The organism is Bradyrhizobium sp. IAR9 (genome assembly GCF_013408065.1).
Lineage (GTDB): Bacteria > Pseudomonadota > Alphaproteobacteria > Rhizobiales > Xanthobacteraceae > Bradyrhizobium.
This window is the reverse complement of sequence record NZ_JACBZW010000004.1, coordinates 460,853-480,323: the sequence shown is the minus strand read 5'-3', so window position 1 is coordinate 480,323 and position 19,471 is coordinate 460,853. Positions and strand designations below refer to the sequence as shown.

Below are 19,471 nucleotides of genomic sequence, written 5' to 3'. Positions count from 1 at the left end.
AATGCACCGTTGCCGCGCTAGCGCGCGATGTTAAGGCGCCGCTGCGTCGGCTAGATGCCGAAACGTATAGATGGGAGATAACTGCCCGCGACCGCGATCGATTCGCTATTCCAATCGTTGTACCGAAGTCATGTCGGCTTCGAAGCCATCGATACCGTTGCCGCGATCGGTCTGTCAGCTTGTCGAAAGATCAGTGCCCTAAGTTCTGGACCGCGTTGTCACGGGCCGGGTTGGCTCGGTGTGGTAAGGAAAGTGGAATGGATCCTTTTGAGGCAGGACAAATTCGGCGCCGCGAAAACATCTTTTCTGCATCTTCCGGACAAGACGCGGGGGAAGACGGGGGAGCGGCACAGTGGGATGAGGTCGTCACGGGCTTCGCATCAAACTCTGGGCATTCACCCCATGGGGCGGCTGAAGAAGACGAGGGGCTCGAAAATTGGGTTGCTGAACAGGACGTGGGCCCCCTCGAGGACCGGGAAGAAGCGGCAAGGCGGATGAATGCGCTGGGTGAAGACGCCATACTGGATCTCGAATCGCTGTCCCTCACCAGTCTGCCCAGACTTCCAAGCGAAATCGTTGTGCTCGATGTGCCCTTCAACCGGCTTACGAATTTGCCTGACGAACTTCCTGCTTCGCTCCAGCGTCTCAATGTCAGTGGCAATCAGCTGAGCAGCCTGCCCGCGCTGCCAAGCGGGCTCAAAGGGCTCGACGTAAACTCCAACCGGTTGGAGAGTCTCCCTACCGTGCTGCCTGCCGGGCTCCAGTTTCTGTGCGCCAACGACAATCGGTTGCCGAACCTGCCCGAAGGCCTCCCTTCTTCGCTGCGATTTCTCCACGCCAGCCACAATCATCTGACAAATCTGCCGGAGCTCCTTCCTGCTACGCTCCTGTTTCTCGATGTCAGCGAAAACCAGCTGACGGAGCTGCCTGAGGCTCTCCCCGCTTCGCTCGAGTTTCTCGATGCAAGCCTGAACCAGTTGACCAGTTTGCCCGAGGACCTACTGACGGGGTTGGACGCTGGCGCCACCATAGTTCTGACTGAAAATCCGCTATCCGAGCACGTGCTGACGCACTTGAATACTGTCCTAAGCGCGGAGGGTTATGCCGGTCCAACCGTCCACCTTTCGCGCGACGACGAAAGTGAAGCGTCCGGGACGGACGATGAGCAGGCGGAAGCCCTCGCTGAAACGGTTGCAGAATGGCTCAAGAGCGATCCACGGGAGGGCGATCGGGAGGTGCTCGCCGCTTGGCAGAACTTTGCAGAAGAGCCGGGCGCCCGGGAGTACGGGCTCTTCCTCGGCAAGCTGTTCAATTCCGTCAACTCTAGCAATGAAGGATTCCAGCAATCGGTGGCCAATGATCTGCGGCAGGCGGCAAAAGACCCGCAATTGCGTGCGCAGTACTTTCAACTGGCGTGGGATGCCAACCAAAGCTGCGAGGATCGTAGAACTTTAACGTGGAACGGCATGCAGACCGCGCGCCTCATCGCAGAAGTCGAGAACGGCTTCTATGACGACAAGGCACGGCTTGCCGATCTCGTCGATTTGGGGCGTGTCATGTTCCGCATGGACGCGCTCGAGGCGATTGCGCGCGAGAAGGCTCACTCTCTCGGCTCGGCTGACGATGTCGAAGACATCGAGGATATTGAGATCTTCCTTGCCTATCAGAACAAGCTGCGCGAGCGGCTGGGCCTGCAACACGTCGCGCCGGAGATGCGCTTCTTTGAGGTCTCCGGCGTCACGGACGCCGACGTTGACCGCGCAGAGACATCCGTAAGGAACAGGGAGGCGGTTGAATTTGCCGACTACTTGGCAATGGACTGGCAGCCTTGGGACGATGTGGTGCGTCGCATCGCACCTGAAGACCACGCCAAGGCGCGGGACCAGCTCATTGATGCAATGGGGCGGGAGTTCGACAGCAGACTGAAGCAACAGCTCGCCGACCAGGGGTTGACCGGGGCTGAAGCTGACCTGGTGGAAGATGCCAAGCGAACGTTGGGCCCCGCAATTCGCAAAGAGATCGCCCGTGAGATCAAGGGGACTCTTAGAGACAAGGTGCTCAATGAGCACGGTCTCACGCTGTGAAGCGGCCTTTGCCGAAGAATCTGTTATTCTGTTGCAGTTCCTCTGGTGGAGAAGCTAGCGTTGCTCCTGTTTATTATGCTGTCACGAGATGCTGGTCAGGTAGACGCTTGGAGCAGACTGGCTGCTTACTCTGTACTGAGTTCCTAAGCCCAATACCTGGATCGTCAGCGATACCCACTCTCAATGCGGAGCACACCAGTAGGCGCTTATCGGCCAGGCCGGCAATTCAAGAGAAAATTCAAGCCGGCTTATCGCGCGCGTTTCGATCTCCGCGCAGCGGCGCATCCATTGGTCAAACGTGTCCGGCACATCTAACAACAAACGGTTATCAATCATGTGCTGGTAATCCTGCTCCAAGACGGTTCGGGACACTCCTTCGGGAACAGGCTGCAATGCACCGTCGACGGCCACGCGAAAATCGATGACCGATCCCGTAGCGCCCTTTTCTGAGAAAAACCACGACTTGTGATCTGCGACAATCCCAGCCAGCTTCCGGTCTTTCAGACCCTTCTCTGCTATACCGGCCTCGTCCAATCGTACAAGATCGCACCAATGACGCGCAAAGCGCTCGCCCTTCAATTTGCCCTGAACGCAACAAACATGGATTGCAGTAGCCTTCTCAGAAGGTACGCTCTGCCTTCATCGTCTTGGGCTTGGCCGTCGGAAAGTCGAGCGTCTCAAGATATTTGGCAGCATCGCAAACGACGTCATGAAATTCGCTCGGCTCGCCCGTTGATAGTGCGCCGAATTCGAGCATGACGGCGGAGCTCACATAACCGCTGCCGGTTTCCAAGAAATCGTAGGTAACAAAGATCTTGTCGTCCTTGGTTTCAGCCTTTGCGCTAAGCTTATCTCCTGCAAGCGTTGATTGAGAACGCGTATTCGAACGGCTTCACTGGCAATACGAGCTGACTCCTGGACTTACCGACCAATCTCATTCACGGAAATCGACACTTCTTCTGTGGCCATGCAACGGAATGAACGTTCGTGGACGCCTGTTCGGAGACCGACGCTACAACGGTCGAGGGTCGCTGTGTCTATTCGGCAGTCTTTGCCAGTGAGCCAGCCGACGCTTCCAGTTCTGTAGACGCGGAGGAAACGGTTTCAACAATTTACCCTGTGGCGGCCTCGAACGCATCTGCAAGCCTGCGCATGTCGGACTTTCGTTGCTCAGCAGCGATACGATCATGAGCTAGATTGGCTTGGGTTTCCGCCCCGCCTTCTCGGCCGAATTCACTTTGAACCTTTTGGACCGCGTTTGCAATTTCACCACTTTCGTCTTTTCGACCAAGACCTTGGAGCACAACATTGAAATTGCCGTTGGCCAAGTCCAGCATCGACGCCGTCAACTTCTGAATCGGGTTGCTAATGCTACGTGAGGTAAACACCGAGAGGCCAAAACCCAGCACCAAATGCGAAGTAGTTGTTTGACGGGTTGCCAGCCGGAATCGCCTCGCAGGCCGATAGGTGCGCCATGCCCTAAGGGCGACGGCGCGACAGGCAAACGCGACACCTTCGCTCAAGGCGAGCCTTCTGGTCTCTATTGGGCACGGCAACCCGCACCGATTGCTATTTCACGTGTTGACCGAGGCTCGCTCTATAGATTCGCAGAACAGTTTCATACAGAAGCGTGAGGTCCGAGCTCTGCAACTTTTCGGGCAAATACAGTGCCGCCGCCGACAGCCAATCGCCGCTACTGCGGGCCGGCAACGCCGCATGCGCATAGGGCTGCAAACTCCCGACAGCAGGCGGGTTGTACTCATGCACGATGTCTGAAATGCTCTCCTGCCCGATCCTCAAGGACGGATATTCGCTGAGTGATCGACACGATCATTTCGTCTCGCTTGTCTTGGGTCATGCATTCCAGTACCCGACGACGGCATAATCGAGATCCAATTTCTGATTCACGGCGCATTTCCCGTCGTCGCCAAAGGCGCGAGGGCTCGAAAGCGATTGTCCAAAGGCGACATCGCCGCGCTGGGTAACGCGTCGGCACACGATGCTCTGAGGCAATTGGTGATAACTAGTGTTGCATGGGATCCGGCTGCATCGACCCGCCCCGCAAACAAATTGCCTCGACATAACCATTTAGAGATGCATCCGGGACGTGGACCAGCGCCTTGCCAAGCACCTCCTACGTTCCCGCTGCCGTGCCAGCGCCAGCATCCACCCGCTCCAACAGCGGATCGATCGAGACTTTGCTGAGTAGGCTGGTGAGCAGGGGCTTGGTCAGCGGCGGGCGGATGTTGTGACTTGCGTTGATCCGTGAACGAGTGGCTCCGAATGCCTTTGAAATCGAGACAATGCGCTTTCTGTTTCGCTACGCAAGACGGAAGACTTTCCAAACTTCTAAACAAGATTCAGAAGACGCCGCTCGCCTTCGTCGTTGCGCCGATTACCGCCGAGCAGTGCCTTCGCTTGGCCTTTGAGAGCATTCACCCGGTCCTGTTCAAGACCTCCATGTGCAGAACCCGACAGCAAATTGCCACTGAGTCGATCTGAAATCGCAAAGAGATGATGGTCTGAACAAGTTCGCCAGTCCTGGCATGTCGATTGCTAGAACGCAAAGGCCGAGTCAGACCCAACTTGCGGTCCAAACCAATTCTCGAGCATAGAAGCGGCCCTGTTAACTGCCGCTCCGCCAACGGAGCCAGGTCATGCCGATCGACACATCCAAAATCTTCGCGTCCATTCGCATCAACAAGCAGGACGCGCAGGAGCGCCAGACCGCGGCGCTATGCGAATGGCCAGGTTGCCAGAACAAGGCTACCCATCCCGCGCCCAAAGGCCGCGACAATGCGCGCGACTATTGGCACTTCTGCATCGACCATGTTCGCGAATACAATCAGTCCTACAATTTCTTCTCGGGGATGGACGCGGAAGCGGTCGCACGCTACCAGAACGACGCGCTGACCGGCCATCGTCCGACCTGGAAGATGGGTGAGAACATCAGCGCCCGCAAAATGACCGGCAGCACTGCCAATCTCGAGGACGACTGGCATGCCCTCTGCATGCTCGTCGAGGTGAACGGACGCGCCGGTGCCCGCCCCCACGCGAAGGCCAAGCCTGAGGCGCGCAAGATTTTAAATGCCGAGCGGAAAGCGTTGCAGGTGATGGGCCTGAATTCCAATGCGACGCTCGGCGATATCAAGGCGAAGTACAAGGCGATGGTCAAGCAGCACCATCCCGACGCCAATGGCGGCGACCGCTCCACGGAGGATCGCCTGGTCGAGATCATCAAGGCCTACCATTACCTGAAGACCGTGGTGCGCGAGAGCTAGCCCGGATATCTCCAGTGGGCCTCAACGGCGCATCAGCAGTGGAAGACGGAACCACCCAGACATTAGTCGCTTTGCTCTGGTTAGCTGGCAGTTTGACTTTCCTGGCCAACGCTTTCGGCCGAGCATGGCGAACAACCGACATGATGAGCGGTTCGTCTCATTCCGGCCAGCGATCAGGAACAAGGGCCGGAAAATGGATGCGGCAAGACCGTGCGCAAGTGGCGGCTGCATCGGCCGAGCGGTGAGTTCGCGGAAATGCCAAACGGTTCTGCCCAGTCCTGACGGCTGAGTAGCTACTACCGGCGGTTCCATCTTCGAAGCTTCAACAGGAGTTGCGCACGATCGACCTCTCCGTTGTTCGAAGGGCAACACGAAAGTACAAACCTCTCCCTGGGGCACGCGTTGGCTGTCTGGAAAGGGTTACGGCGCTGTGGCGACCCGTCCAGACCTATTCGCTCGGTGGTGCCGGATCAACGATCGATCACGAGAGCCCGATGAATCGCGGGGTACACGGCCGGTTCTGACATAGCCAGGGGAGCAGCGCCCCGCGCCACTCACCTATCTCAAGGGCTCTGCCGATCGCCGCGAGGCAAGGTGGTCATCGTGAACTTGATCGCCTTCAACGTGCATCGAGTTCATCAAGCACTCGGCTATCGCACGCTGCTAGAGGGCGTTTCCCCTGTTCGTAAGAAACCGTCTGGTAAGGCTTTCGATTTCCCACAAATTGTCCTCCGACGATGGCGCCCAGCGCGATCTCAGTGAGATCTATCCGCTCTCCTCCGTCATTTATCCAAGGAGCACCGTCGTTTCCTCACGTCAGTGTTACTTTGTGTTCCCTCGATGTCGTTCCGTTGGCAGCCAATCTGTGGCACCTCCGAAGAACACTCTTAGCGACCATCTCGAGGCTTCGCTATCGGTCAGTTGATGGGAGTGGGGTTCGCGGCCTGAGGGGTTAGCCCCGGCCCCGAAAGATCTATATTCGGCATAATAGCTCGTGCTCAAGGAGTTGGTCTTGCCGGGAGCCCATTCTCGCCAGCCTTCTGCAACGACCTGCGCATCTATCTTTGTCGACAGGAAGACCACTGTGGCGTAGGGACGCCAAGGGCGGCCAAGCGCAATATCGCGCGCGGCAGGGTCGGCACTTAGGCTGCAATGATCAAAAACATACCCGCTGTCCTCATCGGGAGCTGCCTTGCTCTGTGCGGTAAAGACGACCGCTTGATTAGCGATGCCGTGCAACTCACATTCCTGGAACCAGGCCTTGGCGTTGCCAAATACGAAATCGACATGCCCTTCGATGTAGCAGTTCGAGAAGTATTGGCGTGACATTCTGCCGTTTGGACCCTTGCCGGCAAACAGCGTGTCCTGGGCGCCGAGCAGACGGACGCGCATAACGACGTCCTTGTCTCCGGTAAGGGATAGTGCAACCGCTTGCGAGGGTGGATTGGCCGGATTGAGGGCGTAGTCGTTCTGTATGGTCAGATTCTCGAGCCGGAAGTCATCGCCAGTGGCACTCAGCGTCGCCGAGCGGGCGGTTCCTCCTAAATTGATCGCGCCGTCGCCATACACAATGACGGTATCCTCCGGATTGCTACCAGTCCCTGAGAGATGAATACCGGATTTTGAGATTTTGACCTTCTCGCGATAGACGCCTGGCGCGATCCGGACATTTCCGCCTTCCGCCGGCAACGCGTCGATGGCTTGCTGCACGGAGTGATAGTCTGCATTTCCGGCATGCGCCACCCATAGTGGCCGAGCGTGCGCTGCCGAGATGCAGAAACATCCGGCCAGAAGCGCAGACGGCACGAAAATTCGCATGTGATCACACTCTTCGTCGAGTTCGCGGCACGTTCGACGCAGTCGATATAAGGTGCCGCCGCGGGATAGCCGCCGTCCATGCTCAAACACATTTTTCGCGTCGAATCAGAAGCCTGCACGTCACCTTCGTATTCCCAGCCCTGCAAACCGTCGGACAATTGCAATCAACTCGGGGCATGCGGCCGACCTTCTTCAACACCGATCATCATGCCCCAGATACGGAACTCAGCACCCGAGTTCGGCACCGGGTGTCGTGCTTACCGATTGCCGTCGCGGAATGCCCTGGAACATACCTCCGATCCGCGCAGCAGCGGTTCTGCAGCTCGTCCGGGCAGCGGCGGTGATACGTCGGAATGTTTTGCGGTGACATTCGCATGTTCAACTTGCCAAGTCGCGGAATTGGCAAATCGGACATCTTCGAGTGTCACGTCAAGTGCATGCCCTTCGTCTATGCCGCGCATCAGCAACACGCCGGTGTCGCCATGCACATGACGGAGAACGATTTGCCGATAGACCGGTATCCTCGTGCCTTGTGCGCGCGGATCATACTTTGTATCGAATGCCACGGGCCACTTGTTGCCCCTCAGGCACACGTACTCATAAGTCACGCTCTCGACCAGACCGCCTCGACTGACATCGCTCTTGATGCGCAGGCCAGACGTCGTACCATCCAGCGTCAGATTACGCACCAATATGTCTCTGGCCCCGGAATTCACCTCACTGCCGATCGACATGCCATGCCCCCAGCCGAAATAATTATCAATGATCGAGATACGGCTGCTTGAGCCATTATCGCCGGCCTTGATTGCGACGTTATCGTCACCCGTACGGATCAAGCTGTGGGTGATGGTCACATCCTGACTCGCGCCAAGATCGATGCCATCGGTGTTGCGGGCATCCGCGGGCGAATCGATCGTGAGGCCCCAAAACGTGGCACCTTCGACCCGGCTCATCGCGACATGAAAATTGGGAGCGTTGCGCAAGGTGATACCAGAGAACGTGATGTCCTGCGCATGATCGATCTGGATCAAGCGCGGGGCGTTCTGGTTGCCGCCCTGGGCTTGGGCGCGGCGGGTTAGCTGCCACCAGCTTTCCGCGCCGCCGCCAATAATTGCTCCGCCCTGACCATCGATGATGCCCTCTCCGTAGATGCCGCCGCCACGCGTTTTAGAAAAGCTGATGAATGGCCGGCAACCATCGCCCTTTTCCGCGATGCGACCACATTGTCCGAGCCCCTTGTCGTAAGCAGCAGGTTCGGGAATGGCGATCAGCGTCGCACCGCGTCCGACCCATAAGGTCACGCCCGATTTCATCTCGAGTGGACCTGAGTGAAACTCGCCGCGCCCGAGATAGACTGCAGCCCCAGCGGGGCAATGTTCAATGGCGTCCTGTAGGCTAACTGTATCGTTCTTGCCGGAAGGCACAGGGCGATCGCAGACCGTATGAGGTGCAACAGGTTCGGTGATAGTCCGGCGGTCTTGCGCCTTTGCGGCGGGCCAGACAACCATGGAGGTGAGTATGGACAATAGGACCCAATTGCGAAAACGCTTTGTCATCGACCTGCTCGTGCTTTGTCACACGCATCCTTGCCGCGTGCTTGTCTGGTATTGAGCGCTGGCTCGATCGAGCCGCCGCGCGCGTCACTGGCCCGCGCAAGATGACATTTATAAGACGCAGCAGAGGCCTCGACCGTGCGATCTCGCAGTAGCACCTTGCCTATGCGCGAAAAAGACTAAGCGTTGTGCGACAGTCCAAAATCCAAACAGCTGTCTCAGCGTTCTCTTGCCAGATCGGCAAGGGGCGAAACATCCAGCACTACCAACCACGAGGAAGATGCGGCCGATATCCGCGCCAGCTGGCGCTCGCCCAGCAAGTGATGGCGCGAAGCCGGTTCGCCGAAAGGCAACGCGATACGCTCGATCAAACTAAATGCTCGCAGGTTTTCCGGGGCGAGCGGATCCGGATCCAACCGCGCAGAGTCATTATCCAACAACTGAGGAGGCTCCCGCCGGAGTAGATCGCCGGGCGTCAATGGTGAGCTCCCCCTGGATCGATGGAGACCAGCGAATGCGCTGATTGACAGTCCAGTTACTCGCCTGAGTTTTCTCGGGCGGCCCATGAGATCCTCTGGACCCGAAGTGAATTCCTCCCGATCGACGGAAGCCGTGGGAAGGATGGATTGATCATCCCACCCGCTCTCAGTCTGCTGGCGAAGCTCCTATTCCTGCCTCGGAAGTTCGGGATCCTCGACCATGACGGAGCGCGCCGCATCTAATTGCTGCTCGAAGGCGTCTTCTCCCGCCTGGTTCGGTTGATCGTCTGCAACGGCGCGCTGTACCGATGGCGGAGGTGCTGCATTGGATATGTCAAAATTGTGCGAGTCCATGCCAGCCCCCGGATCAGTAAGTTAGTCCGTACTCGGGGAAGCTTTCGAGAAGCTGACGAGGCTGCGGCCAGCACCGGATCGCATTCGCCTGGTAACCCTATCCCTGGCGTCTCACGAATTTAGGTGACTGCCGTCACCTGCCCTCTTTGATGCATTGTGATCGTTTGCGGACATAGTCAGCCAGTTCTCATCATCCTCCATGGGATGGCCGATGAGGCATGGTCGGCTTCCGCGGTCAGCACCGCCCGTGACTCGCATGCCTTGCCCCACGGCGATAGGCGACCATCGCGTCATTGAGCGCGCCCCTCGCGCCCCCTCCGGAGACGTCTACCGGTAATTTGAACGCCTTAAGACGGACAAAACGACCGGACTGGCTGGCTCAAGTTGAAGAGCTTTGACATTCGATACAGAACATCTACGTGAGCAGCCCCCAAAACAGGAGGCTCTAGCCAAAGACGCGGCGATACGTCCCGTATGTGGTGCTACTCTGCGCGCATCCCCTAGCCAACGCACCGCGATCAACCAAAAAGCCGAGCCAATCGGCAGTGCCGCACCCAGTTGTCCAGTTCGCCGCCGGGCTCGCAACACCCTGCGTCTCGAGATTTTCGCCAAGTCCGTGACAAAACCTTTCGCCGCTAACGTGCGCGGCGGCAGCTTTCAGCGGTCCCATGATCGGCTCGAAAACGCCACGGCAGCATCCTGGTCAACGGAAGCATCGACGCTTCGCGATTGGGGCGGTCGTGCATTACGTATTGAATTGGTTGCCGCAGAGTTGCGCTGGCGTTCATCGATCGACGATGAGACCGCTCGACGCTCAAGCCTTCGCTCCAGATCCGCCAGTCCTGCCTTACATTCGGCGACAACCGATTGGGCGCGAAGCAGCTTGACCTTGAGCTCGTCCTGTTGCCTGAGTATTTTCTCAGGATCCCAATCGTCCTGCATCAGCTCATTGACCATCTGCAAAGCACCGATTTAAGGCCGCCGCTTAGCTTCACGAACCCAGGCTCGGTATCTCGCAGATGCCCGGCGCTTGAGCCACCGCGCCAAAAAGTGACCCAAACAATCGCCCTGGGGTTTAACGCCTTTACAGCGGTGTGCACCATCTTGTTGAGGACCGCCATTCGTCCCGAGCCCTTTACAAGACGATCGGATTCGGCCCGGCAAACCGGAGCGCGATCCGAAGATGGCAGAGTTCGCGACGCAAGCGCACTTTTGAAAAGCGCATCAAGAGACCTCTGCCATCGATCAAGCGGGCAAGTTCATCTGAATACCTGGACCGGATGCTGAACGAGCATCATAGTCAAGTGGTTTCGTCATATCTTCAGGCAACCGGCATGCCAATGCCGGTTGAGTGTTTTTTATGAAAAAACGATGTCGGTTTTTCCCGTAGTACGCAGTTGCAGGCGGTGCTGTTGTCGCGCTTGAAACAAACGACGTCTTGAACGAGACAGCCAAAGCAGCAACCACGACGGCCATAACTGCGCTCACTATGGCAGCGGTCAGTATAGAGAGAAGATTTTGCGGGCGTCGGCCAGAATGCTCTCACCATTTTTGAGCGGTGCGTTGTTGGTCACGGCGCCGAGGATGCGAATGCAACCGCAGCGATAAGATCGTGTCAGCAAGTCAAAGGATAGCTGAAGCGCGCAATGGGGCAGCGTGTTCATGAGGAAGACAGCAAAAAAGGCCCGCATCGCGGCCTCGTCGGTTGGCGAAATGGGTAGCTGGCCGTCAAACTCACGCACGAACTGGTCGCAAGTGCAACACTCGCGACCCCGATCGCGCTCACGCAGATCGGACAGATCGCGATGATGGCGACGGATACGGCCTGGGTTGGCCATATCGGCACTGAGGCAGTGGCGATGCCGGCATGATCTTGTCGGTCGGCGTGACCTCCGCAGCCGGTGTGGCATGTGGTGCGGCGGACGGAGCTCTGGTACGGCGTTCGGTGCGCATTGGGCTATGGGTTGCAATCCTTCTGTGGTGCCGATCATGGTTTGCCGTTGCAGGGCGAGCAAATTGTGCTTGCGCTCGACCCACGGACCAGCCATCGCGCAGCTAGCTCAACAATATCTGTTTGGTCTGGCCTGGGAGATCTTGCCGGCATTGTGGTTCCTGTCGATCCACCAACGCACTGCTGGCCTATCTGTTGAGCACCGGCCAATTCGGCTCGCCGTAACTTGACTTGTTCGGAGCCGGTCTTGCGACCAGCCTCGCGAACACTGCGACTTTCCTTGCCGGGATTTGGTTCGCCACACAGTGTCGCCCGTTTCGCGGATGTGCAGCCACGTTTCAGGCTGGTGAGGCGGGCGGGCTCGGCTTTCGTCACGACATGAGTCTTGAGTCTATCGCTAGGGCGATGGGGCTGCTGCGCCTTGCGGCGCTGGATCCGCTTGCTTCAGGCGCTCTAGGTAGCCGCGCGCGCGCGAAATCACCGCCTCGACCACCGTGTCCAGGACGGGATCGCCGCCGGCAGGCATGGCTTCGATCTCGGCCTTGGCCGCCATTGCATGGTGCGTCACGGCCTGAGCAATCTCGGAGACGCGCCGGATCGTCTGCGCTGGAGAGAGCTTGCAGTCGATGGCGAAGCGCTCCCAGTGGTTGCGTCCGAGCTGGTCAGCCTGCTTCTGCCCGCCGATCTTCTGCGCCATGTTGCGGGTGATCTTCGGATATGGCGCCGCACAGACGATGTCGTAGCCTGGCGCCATGGCGGCGCCGCGCGCCGATAGCATCAGCGAGTAATTTTTGGCGTGGGAATCCGTGTTCCAAACCATCGGATTGAAGATCGCAAGATCGACGAAGCGGGCGGTCTCCTGCGCTGTCATGTGGCGTTGGGTCACGCCGACCATGTCGGCCAATGATGGTCCTTTTAGGCCTCTATCGTTGTTCTGGTACTTGGCAGCTGGCGGGCGGCCCAGGGCTTGGCAGAAGTCCTCCTGATGCAGCCGCCGCCACCGCTTGCCGTCATGACGGCGGTCATAGCGCTCAACCAGCAGGTAGCTACGTTCGCCTGCCGTCCCGGTCGTCACCTTCGGCGTCGGGATTCCGATCATGCGCGCGAGCGTCAGGCAGAATGCCTCGTTCTGGACGGCGCCAGGCAAGCGCTCGCCACCGGGCTTGATGATGTGGGTCGATGGCGCCCCGTCGATCGGTATGTACAGGGTATCGCCGTCCAGAGCGACGGCGAGCTTCGTCTGCACACCGGCAAGCGACATCGACACGCCGTCCTCGCCGACGAGGAAGGGCTTGTGGGGTAGCTCATTGAGAATGCGCTCGAGCGAGGCCTTGTCGGGGATCTCTCGCCATTTCCCGGCGATAAGACCGGTGCCAGGTTGTCCGACGGAGAGCGCGCCGGCGGTGTCGCGGCCCATCTCGGCAAGAAGACCGATGACATCGGCCGGCGACTTGCCGAGCATTTGACCTACGGCCCCGAGAGCTGCGTTCTCCGGGAGCAGATTTGCCGCCCATGGCAGAATTGCCGAGGCATCGTGCGACGCCCGCGAGAGCGGCATGGTGAGCGACACAGGGAAGGCGCCGGTCAGCCCGCGCCAGGATTCGGCATAGGTGAAGGCTGACGCTTCGTCGGCGGCCGTGATCCAGCCGACCTCTCGCGTCTCAAAGTAGACCGGAAGACGGTCCATGAGGCTCCTCCTCGTCGCTGTCGGGAATGTCCGGTGTCTCGGAAGTGTTCGCGCGGCGGGCTTGGGCATCCTTAAGAACATCCTCGATGCGCAGCCCGAGCACGTTTGCCACGTGCAGGCTGCGCCCGAGCTGACAGGTGCTTTTTCCGGCCTCGAGGTCGACGATGAAGCGCTTTCCTGTCCCGCTCACCATGGCCAGCTCGTCCTGCCGGAGGCCCTGGCGTTTGCGTTCTTCCTGGATGAGACGACCGAATGCTGCAGCGAACTCGGCGGCTTGGCGTGCGACACCAGTCTCGCCAGGAGCCTCGTTTCCGCCCGAGGGGGGAGTGCCCTTTGGAGGCGTGTTCATAAGCTCTCTCCTCGTAGAGTTACCGATCGGGAACTTTATGAGTTGAAACAGCGAATGTCCAGCGAAAAGTTACCGATCGGGAACTTTACCCTACGGCTCCGATGGAGAGAGCACAAAAGTTACCGAGCGGGAACATTCGCCCCAAAGCGACGCTGAGCGGCCGGGAAAGTTACCGATCGGGAATCCTGCTCCCAGATACGAACGGGGTTCATGAAGAGATCGACGGACGGCGGGCCGGGAAAATCCCCGTTAATCCCCATCGAGCGAAGCAACGTCCTAGGCTCGGTGTCGAGCGGCGCTGCCGGCCCCACAACGGCGATCCCTCTGAAGAGGATGCGAGCCTAATCGACGGCGCTGTCAAGGCAGCTGCTGCGCGCCGGGCATGGATAACCCAACAACACTGAGAAATATCATCGGGGCCTTTCACCAAGCTGGCGAAATCTCTGCAGTCCCGAGGACAGACAATTGCCGCGCTGGATCACAACGCGGTTCTAGCCCCTGGGAGGGCATCACACCCAGGTGACAAGAACAGAAGCGCCGCCTGGGAGGGCGATCACGGACAGGAAGAGGCGATGGAGAGCCGGCCGTCAATTCTGCACGCTCTGCTGCGATACCTGACAGGTGCAGCAGGGTGACAGCTGACCAAATGTGATCAAGACCTGCTCTAGCTGTCGAAGATTACGCGCGCGCTTGCTCCGCCCAACCCAGCACTGGAGGCCGGCGCGCACGTCAAGCTGAAGCCATGGTTGAGGGGCCGCTCTCTTTGATCGGCGAAGGCCTTTTTGAGCGCAGACAGGAATTGCCGCCCGTCTTGCGTATTTCCCAGCCAAGAGCATCCTAACCGCTTCATGCGCTCGTCGCGAAACACGCAAAGTCCGCGGGATCCGGCCCGTGTTCTGCGGCGTGCGCTTCCCGGCGTGTTCACGAGCGTACGGCTCGAACCGTTCGTGCTAACTCGGCGAAATATTTTGCCACAGCGGCACTGCGACGTGACTGGTACAGCTGTAACTCTGGCTGCAGCGATTGGTCAACGGCTCCAGAAGATCGAGGCTCTCAAGCGGTTTGCGATACACCCCCATGCCAAGAAGAGACGGTCGAAAGACCGAACGCCCGGCGCGCCGTCACAAGGCATCGCCGGACAGGTGCGAGAACAAGCTTTGCAGAGAGCAGTTTCCGAAGGCGAGTCAGATCAACCAACCCGGAGATCCTCAGCTGACGTCTTACCCGAACGCCCGGCCTTGAGCTGATAACTTACCCGGGCCCCCTCTTCGAGGGTGGTGCAACCGGCTTTTTCGACGGCACTGATGTGCACGAAGACATCGGGACCTCCGTCCTCAGGCTTGATGAACCCATAACCTTTGGTCGAGTTGAACCACTTCACAATACCCATTGCCACGGCGGAATCTCCATAGTGAACCATTGTGGTCTAGCGAAGAGTCTCCCGGCCATCAAGACGGTCGGCAAGAGACACCCAGCGTCGCTGCGCTGTGCACGTGCTCATTCTTTTATCGCGTGGTCTAGGTGCTGCCGCATCCTGCAAGCGACAAAAATCCTGACGTCGACGACAGTTTCGCCTCAAGGCTTCAGCCCAGATGACGTTTTGACCTTCGCTTCACTCGTCGCGCGTCACCGGCTTACAGAAGAGTTGCCGAGCCTCGAACATGCCGCGCTTATCCAGAGCCGGCGGATAGTTTTCATCGACGTTGAACAAAGGCGGTCATAATTTCTTTGCGCAGCCTGGAGCGTGCCTACATTGAAGCTACCTGACATGTTTTCTCAAGCACGAAGACGCTGGCAGGGCTGCGCTTTGGCTGTTCGTCTTCGGACGTCAGCCGCACGCCGCGCCCTGTCGAACGAACAGGGCCTGCCGAGACAATCCTCAAGGAAGCGCATGTGGCAAGTTATCCGCTCGTCATGTTGTATTGGGGGGAGCCGGCAAACCCGCTCGACAACGGCGGAGCCTGTTCAAACCGGTAACTTGCGCATCTGACGAACTTCGTCGCGCCGCCGGCGGCTCATCAGCCTCTCGCCTTCTTCGATGAATTCAGCGAAGCAACGGAAATTAGCGTGGCGAAGAGGAGTGATGTCTTCATGGATTTGCTCCGGATGAGGTCGAGCGGCTACGCTCGCGGCCCCTGGCGCGTCAAGCAGAAGCGGCGGAAAGCGCGCAAGCGCATGACATAGCGCGGCTTGCGCTATGTCACGGACCGTTCGCTGCAAGCTGCGTGCCGGCTAAAGAGTGGCAAGTTTCAGCCGTTCGCGGCTGCACGACCATGTTCGGTTTCCGTCATTGGTTGCCAAGCGCACATCAAAGCGTGTCGGCGGACGGCGCGCGAGACAGCACCAGCATTTTCGATCTTCCGTGGCAAGCCCGGGACGCAGCGATGCTGCTTACCTCCGCATCTGAGGTCCTCCTGGTCGGCGTCACCGGGCGGACTTGTCGACGGGCATTATCAGGACAAAGACCAGCGCATTGATCACCAACCAGATCGACATCATGCTAAGGGTGGTATGCATGGCGATCCCCGACCCGCGCCAAAGACCTGGATTGCTCCTCTGTCCTACTACAGAAGCCTGTCATCCGCCGCGCTATGCTTTTCACCCGGTCAGTCCTCGCGGGCTCCAAGCGCTTGGCCGCGATGACCATCGCGGGAAGCTGTCGCCGCCGGCAGATCCCACAGTCTATCCTGTGTATGCTTCAGTGGGACCGCTAAAGCCTCAAAGGCTGACTTCACCTCTCCATAGGCAGCCTCCTTCAAAGCGTCATCAGCGGGATCGATCTCATTATAGGCGCTCAGCCCCGCAGCATAACTTTGATACAAGGGCATTTGAGCCTCGTTGGTCCAGCCGAGACCGAGATGGTGGAACTGATCAGCCGGAACGGTGATGCTGCCTTTGTCCAGCTCCCGGAGGTAGTCCGCCGACCAGTCGTGGATGGTATAGGATTCAATCTTATCCACCATCGACCGCCAGCGTTTGACACGCTCCTCAAGCGGCATGTTGGCCGCTTTCGAAATAGCGTCTGCGATTTCTTGGGGATGGTTTGGATCCACCAGCAGCGCCTCATCCGCGTTGAAGTCTTCAGCCGCCCCAGCGAACTTCGATAATACCAGAACGCCGGGATCCTTCGGATCTTGGGCCGCAACATACTCTTTCGCTACCAGGTTCATGCCGTCCCGCAGCGGCGTGACGACACCTACATGTGCCGCGCGGTAAAGACGCGCGAGTGCAGACTGGCTGAACGAGTCGTTCGTGTAGTGGATCGGCCTCCACTCGTCTGTGCCATGCTCAGCATTGACATGGTTGATTGCATTCTCCACGTCCTCCTTGTACTTTCGATACTCGTCGACGTCGGCGCGTGAGGACGGTGCGATCTGCAACAGCGAGATGCTGCCCGGCTCGGCCGCCAAGAGCTGGTTAAACCCCTCGACCCGTTTGTCGATGCCCTTCGTGTAGTCCAGCCGATCTACGCCGATCGCAAACTTGGCGCCCTCGAAGTTTTGCAATAATAACGAGATTTTTTCCTGCTCTGCGAGCGAGAGCTCTGCCGCAAGATATTCTGCGAACTGCTTGGGATCGATACCGATCGGAAATTTCTGAAGTCGCGTCTGGCCACGCTCTGAGGTCACGAGGCCATCCTTGCTCTTCAGCCCGAAATAGGTTCGCAGGCAGGCCAAGAAATTGTTCAGATCCCGGTTCGTCTGAAAGCCGAGCAGATCGTATTCCAGCATCGACTTCATCAGTTCGTGATGATTGGGTACGCGCTTTATCATGTCGGGCGTCGGCCATGGCGTGTGCAGAAAAAAGCCGGTCGGCTTCTCGATGCCGAGCCTATGCAGGTCGGCCCCGAGCGGAAGCAAATGATAATCATGCACCCAGAATGCGTCCCGATCCCGCAAGTCGAACGCAGCACGCGCCATGAACTCGTTGATCTTTCGATAGCTGTCATAATCAGCTTCAGAGCTCGACATCCGCTTGGGCAGGGAGTGCAATGCTGGCCACAGCGTCGAATTCGAAAAGCCTGTATAATAGCCGGAATAGTCCGCTTCCGGCAGATCCAGCTTCGCCACATCGCCTGCTCCGGCCTTCACGAGCGGTAGCGGCTGCTCGCTCCCGTCGCCGCGATTCTCCGAGGAGCCCATCCAGACCGCACCGGAACGCTCAACGACCGGCTCGAGGCCAGCCGCAAGCCCACCGGTCTGGGGTTTATTGGGGTCGAACGGCGCAACGCGGTTCGAAATGACAACCAACTTCATTTCGGGCTTCTGGTTGACGGTATCGAGGCCGTCCTCCCTGTCGGCCGAAACAAACGCATCGGAAGGACCTGCACTTCCTTGTTGCTCCTGCTCCGACGGCAAGTCGGGCAGGTGCAGGTCAAAGGCCGCTGGGCCTAAGGTTTCATCTTGCTGGGTCGCGCCTGATGTGCTGCTGGAATCCAACGTTGCGGTGTCGGGGGCGTCATGGATCCGGACCATCTCGTAATTCCCTTTGACGATGTTTTGCGTTCGATGCAGTCGCAGATCAGCCCCGAGATATCGCCACTACGCCAGGATGGCAGGTCCAGCTTTCTGGAAGCTGACCAGTCGAGCAAAATGGTCGGATTGCTGCATCCAACCAGGACTTCAAGGTAGTCCATGGCGGATGAGGCAACGAGATGCGGATTGAGCCAAGACGACGTTTGGCTTCATCGAGTTGATGAGTGCAAGCAGAGCGTTGCCGGCCTAGCCGCCGACGCGCAATGGTCTCGGCGCTAGGAGCACTCGGGCGCTGTGGCGAGGTCACCATCCTGATCGGCACCACCTGAATGGCGCGAGCGCATTGACGAGTCTATGGAGTAGTCAATCCTCTGGATGTCGCAGATCTTTCGCCAACATCGGCCGCCCGCTCCGGCACCCGACGGTACGATATAGACGGGCATCATAGGGCTGCTGGCGTGGTCCGCGCGTGGAGCATCAGCGCGCATCCGAGACGCTTCTCTCAAGCTGCGGGGGCCCGCAAGCTTGGCTCTATGAGTTATGGCCCTGCACGGTGATACGATCCGCTTCCATGACATGCCTCTGTTCATACCGCGAGAGGATACCTCCGATGTGGTCGGCTTGATGCTCTGCCGGCGGCACAAACAATGCGGGCGGCCTCCACTATGCGAGAACGAACGAAATTTCAGCTCGAAGGCTTGACCAGTATCGCAGGGGCGTGCGCCGTTGATGGTTCCGTACGTGTCGCGCCCACCTCGCGGAGACATGCAATGACCTATATAGATTGCGCACCGATTCGTGATCGCGTTGCGCGCCCTCTAATCCTCCTCAACGCCGTCCCGGTACTGCCAAGTTTCCAAATCATCGATGACGACCTCTGATCGTGGCCCCAAGCAGCCACATCGACTTCGGAGTCGTCCGCTTCCGGAAAGACCCAGATCGCGCCGTCCGCCGCAGACAAATCCAGCTCATCTCGCTCCGCTACATCATCGGAAGAACGCAACAGTCGCACTGGGGGTCCGCGAAAAGTCGTTCATTAAGCTAGCTACGTTTCGTGAGGATCGCCCGCACTTGGTTGAGCGCGCAGAGCGCTAGAATATCGTGCAACGTCTACCAGCAGCACGCTTTTGGAAAATGGTTTCGCGGACTATCATTGCTGTCTTTGCGTCCGGCCCAGGCCGTCTACACCGCCTCTCCGATGACCATACTTCAGTAGCGAAGCCGCTACGATCAACTCTCTTCAATTTGCGGACAGGCATACAACCGCCGGCCTCGCAGCAGGGGGAACGGACGGACCACCACGTTAACATAGGCAGCCGACCTTACGTCGAGCTTTCAAGAGCGTTATGCACCCAGATCTAACCTCGCGTGGTGGTCCAGGGCGCCCCGTGACGATGGGCGACGAAAATAGAAGCGCGCCCTGTCCAAAGTAACAGAGCC

The 19,471-nt window shown here is 58.6% G+C and carries 15 protein-coding genes; 2 read left to right on the top strand and 13 right to left on the bottom strand.

Annotation, left to right across the window (positions count from 1 at the left end):
• The first annotated feature begins 257 nt into the window (after positions 1-257).
• Positions 258-2,084 carry an NEL-type E3 ubiquitin ligase domain-containing protein gene (locus tag GGD67_RS14385; RefSeq protein ID WP_179733654.1) on the top strand — a complete coding sequence of 609 codons (1,827 nt, stop codon included), beginning with the start codon at positions 258-260 and terminating at the stop codon, positions 2,082-2,084.
• A gap of 180 nt (positions 2,085-2,264) precedes the next feature.
• Here the strand turns inward: GGD67_RS14385 and GGD67_RS14380 are convergent, their stop codons facing one another.
• The 3 genes from GGD67_RS14380 to GGD67_RS14370 form a co-directional block, all read right to left on the bottom strand.
• Positions 2,265-2,618 carry a hypothetical protein gene (locus GGD67_RS14380; protein ID WP_409411357.1) on the bottom strand — a complete coding sequence of 118 codons (354 nt, stop codon included), beginning with the start codon at positions 2,616-2,618 and terminating at the stop codon, positions 2,265-2,267.
• An 85-nt stretch (positions 2,619-2,703) separates the two neighbouring features.
• On the bottom strand, positions 2,704-2,841 hold the full coding sequence (locus tag GGD67_RS14375; protein ID WP_179733652.1) for a hypothetical protein: 138 nt from the start codon (positions 2,839-2,841) through the stop codon (positions 2,704-2,706).
• Positions 2,842-3,196: 355 nt separating this feature from the next.
• A complete protein-coding gene (locus GGD67_RS14370; RefSeq protein WP_179733650.1) occupies positions 3,197-3,607 on the bottom strand; it encodes a sensor histidine kinase in 411 nt (136 codons plus the stop codon).
• 1,134 nt (positions 3,608-4,741) lie between these two features.
• Between GGD67_RS14370 and GGD67_RS14365 the strand changes: the two genes are divergently transcribed.
• On the top strand, positions 4,742-5,365 hold the full coding sequence (locus GGD67_RS14365; protein ID WP_179733648.1) for a J domain-containing protein: 624 nt from the start codon (positions 4,742-4,744) through the stop codon (positions 5,363-5,365).
• Between the two features lie 822 nt (positions 5,366-6,187).
• On the opposite strand, the gene GGD67_RS14360 is transcribed toward GGD67_RS14365, so the two are convergent.
• The 10 genes from GGD67_RS14360 to GGD67_RS14315 all read right to left on the bottom strand — a co-directional run bounded on the left by GGD67_RS14360 (position 6,188) and on the right by GGD67_RS14315 (position 18,031).
• Positions 6,188-7,183: a pectinesterase family protein gene (locus tag GGD67_RS14360; protein ID WP_179733646.1), complete on the bottom strand. Its 996-nt coding sequence runs from the start codon at positions 7,181-7,183 to the stop codon at positions 6,188-6,190.
• Between the two features lie 257 nt (positions 7,184-7,440).
• Positions 7,441-8,739, bottom strand: coding sequence for a glycoside hydrolase family 28 protein (locus GGD67_RS14355; RefSeq protein WP_179733644.1), 1,299 nt, complete (start codon positions 8,737-8,739; stop codon positions 7,441-7,443).
• Positions 8,740-8,954: 215 nt separating this feature from the next.
• Positions 8,955-9,176 carry a hypothetical protein gene (locus GGD67_RS14350; RefSeq protein WP_179733642.1) on the bottom strand — a complete coding sequence of 74 codons (222 nt, stop codon included), beginning with the start codon at positions 9,174-9,176 and terminating at the stop codon, positions 8,955-8,957.
• Between the two features lie 1,050 nt (positions 9,177-10,226).
• A complete protein-coding gene (locus GGD67_RS14345) occupies positions 10,227-10,526 on the bottom strand; it encodes a hypothetical protein (protein ID WP_179733640.1) in 300 nt (99 codons plus the stop codon).
• A gap of 288 nt (positions 10,527-10,814) precedes the next feature.
• A complete protein-coding gene (locus GGD67_RS14340) occupies positions 10,815-11,045 on the bottom strand; it encodes a hypothetical protein (RefSeq protein WP_179733638.1) in 231 nt (76 codons plus the stop codon).
• A 23-nt stretch (positions 11,046-11,068) separates the two neighbouring features.
• Positions 11,069-11,311: a hypothetical protein gene (locus tag GGD67_RS14335; protein WP_179733636.1), complete on the bottom strand. Its 243-nt coding sequence runs from the start codon at positions 11,309-11,311 to the stop codon at positions 11,069-11,071.
• 606 nt (positions 11,312-11,917) lie between these two features.
• A complete protein-coding gene (locus GGD67_RS14330; RefSeq protein WP_210286468.1) occupies positions 11,918-13,276 on the bottom strand; it encodes a type II toxin-antitoxin system HipA family toxin in 1,359 nt (452 codons plus the stop codon).
• Positions 13,182-13,556 carry a helix-turn-helix domain-containing protein gene (locus GGD67_RS14325; RefSeq protein WP_128948068.1) on the bottom strand — a complete coding sequence of 125 codons (375 nt, stop codon included), beginning with the start codon at positions 13,554-13,556 and terminating at the stop codon, positions 13,182-13,184. The genes GGD67_RS14330 and GGD67_RS14325 overlap by 95 nt, the downstream gene beginning before the upstream one ends.
• A gap of 1,189 nt (positions 13,557-14,745) precedes the next feature.
• Entirely contained in the window at positions 14,746-14,952 is a 207-nt protein-coding gene (locus tag GGD67_RS14320; protein WP_179733634.1) for a cold-shock protein, read from the bottom strand.
• 1,210 nt (positions 14,953-16,162) lie between these two features.
• Positions 16,163-18,031: a trehalose-6-phosphate synthase gene (locus GGD67_RS14315; RefSeq protein ID WP_179733632.1), complete on the bottom strand. Its 1,869-nt coding sequence runs from the start codon at positions 18,029-18,031 to the stop codon at positions 16,163-16,165.
• Between the last annotated feature and the right edge of the window lie 1,440 nt (positions 18,032-19,471).

Coding starts and splice junctions, on each gene's coding strand:
- GGD67_RS14330 (WP_210286468.1), bottom strand. CDS start 13,276: ATGCCCAAGCCCGCCGCGCGAACACTTCCGAGACACCGGACATTCCCG.
- GGD67_RS14365 (WP_179733648.1), top strand. CDS start 4,742: ATGCCGATCGACACATCCAAAATCTTCGCGTCCATTCGCATCAACAAG.
- GGD67_RS14355 (WP_179733644.1), bottom strand. CDS start 8,739: ATGACAAAGCGTTTTCGCAATTGGGTCCTATTGTCCATACTCACCTCC.
- GGD67_RS14360 (WP_179733646.1), bottom strand. CDS start 7,183: ATGCGAATTTTCGTGCCGTCTGCGCTTCTGGCCGGATGTTTCTGCATC.
- GGD67_RS14340 (WP_179733638.1), bottom strand. CDS start 11,045: ATGGCCGTCGTGGTTGCTGCTTTGGCTGTCTCGTTCAAGACGTCGTTT.
- GGD67_RS14375 (WP_179733652.1), bottom strand. CDS start 2,841: ATGCTCGAATTCGGCGCACTATCAACGGGCGAGCCGAGCGAATTTCAT.
- GGD67_RS14385 (WP_179733654.1), top strand. CDS start 258: ATGGATCCTTTTGAGGCAGGACAAATTCGGCGCCGCGAAAACATCTTT.
- GGD67_RS14345 (WP_179733640.1), bottom strand. CDS start 10,526: ATGGTCAATGAGCTGATGCAGGACGATTGGGATCCTGAGAAAATACTC.
- GGD67_RS14325 (WP_128948068.1), bottom strand. CDS start 13,556: ATGAACACGCCTCCAAAGGGCACTCCCCCCTCGGGCGGAAACGAGGCT.
- GGD67_RS14315 (WP_179733632.1), bottom strand. CDS start 18,031: ATGGTCCGGATCCATGACGCCCCCGACACCGCAACGTTGGATTCCAGC.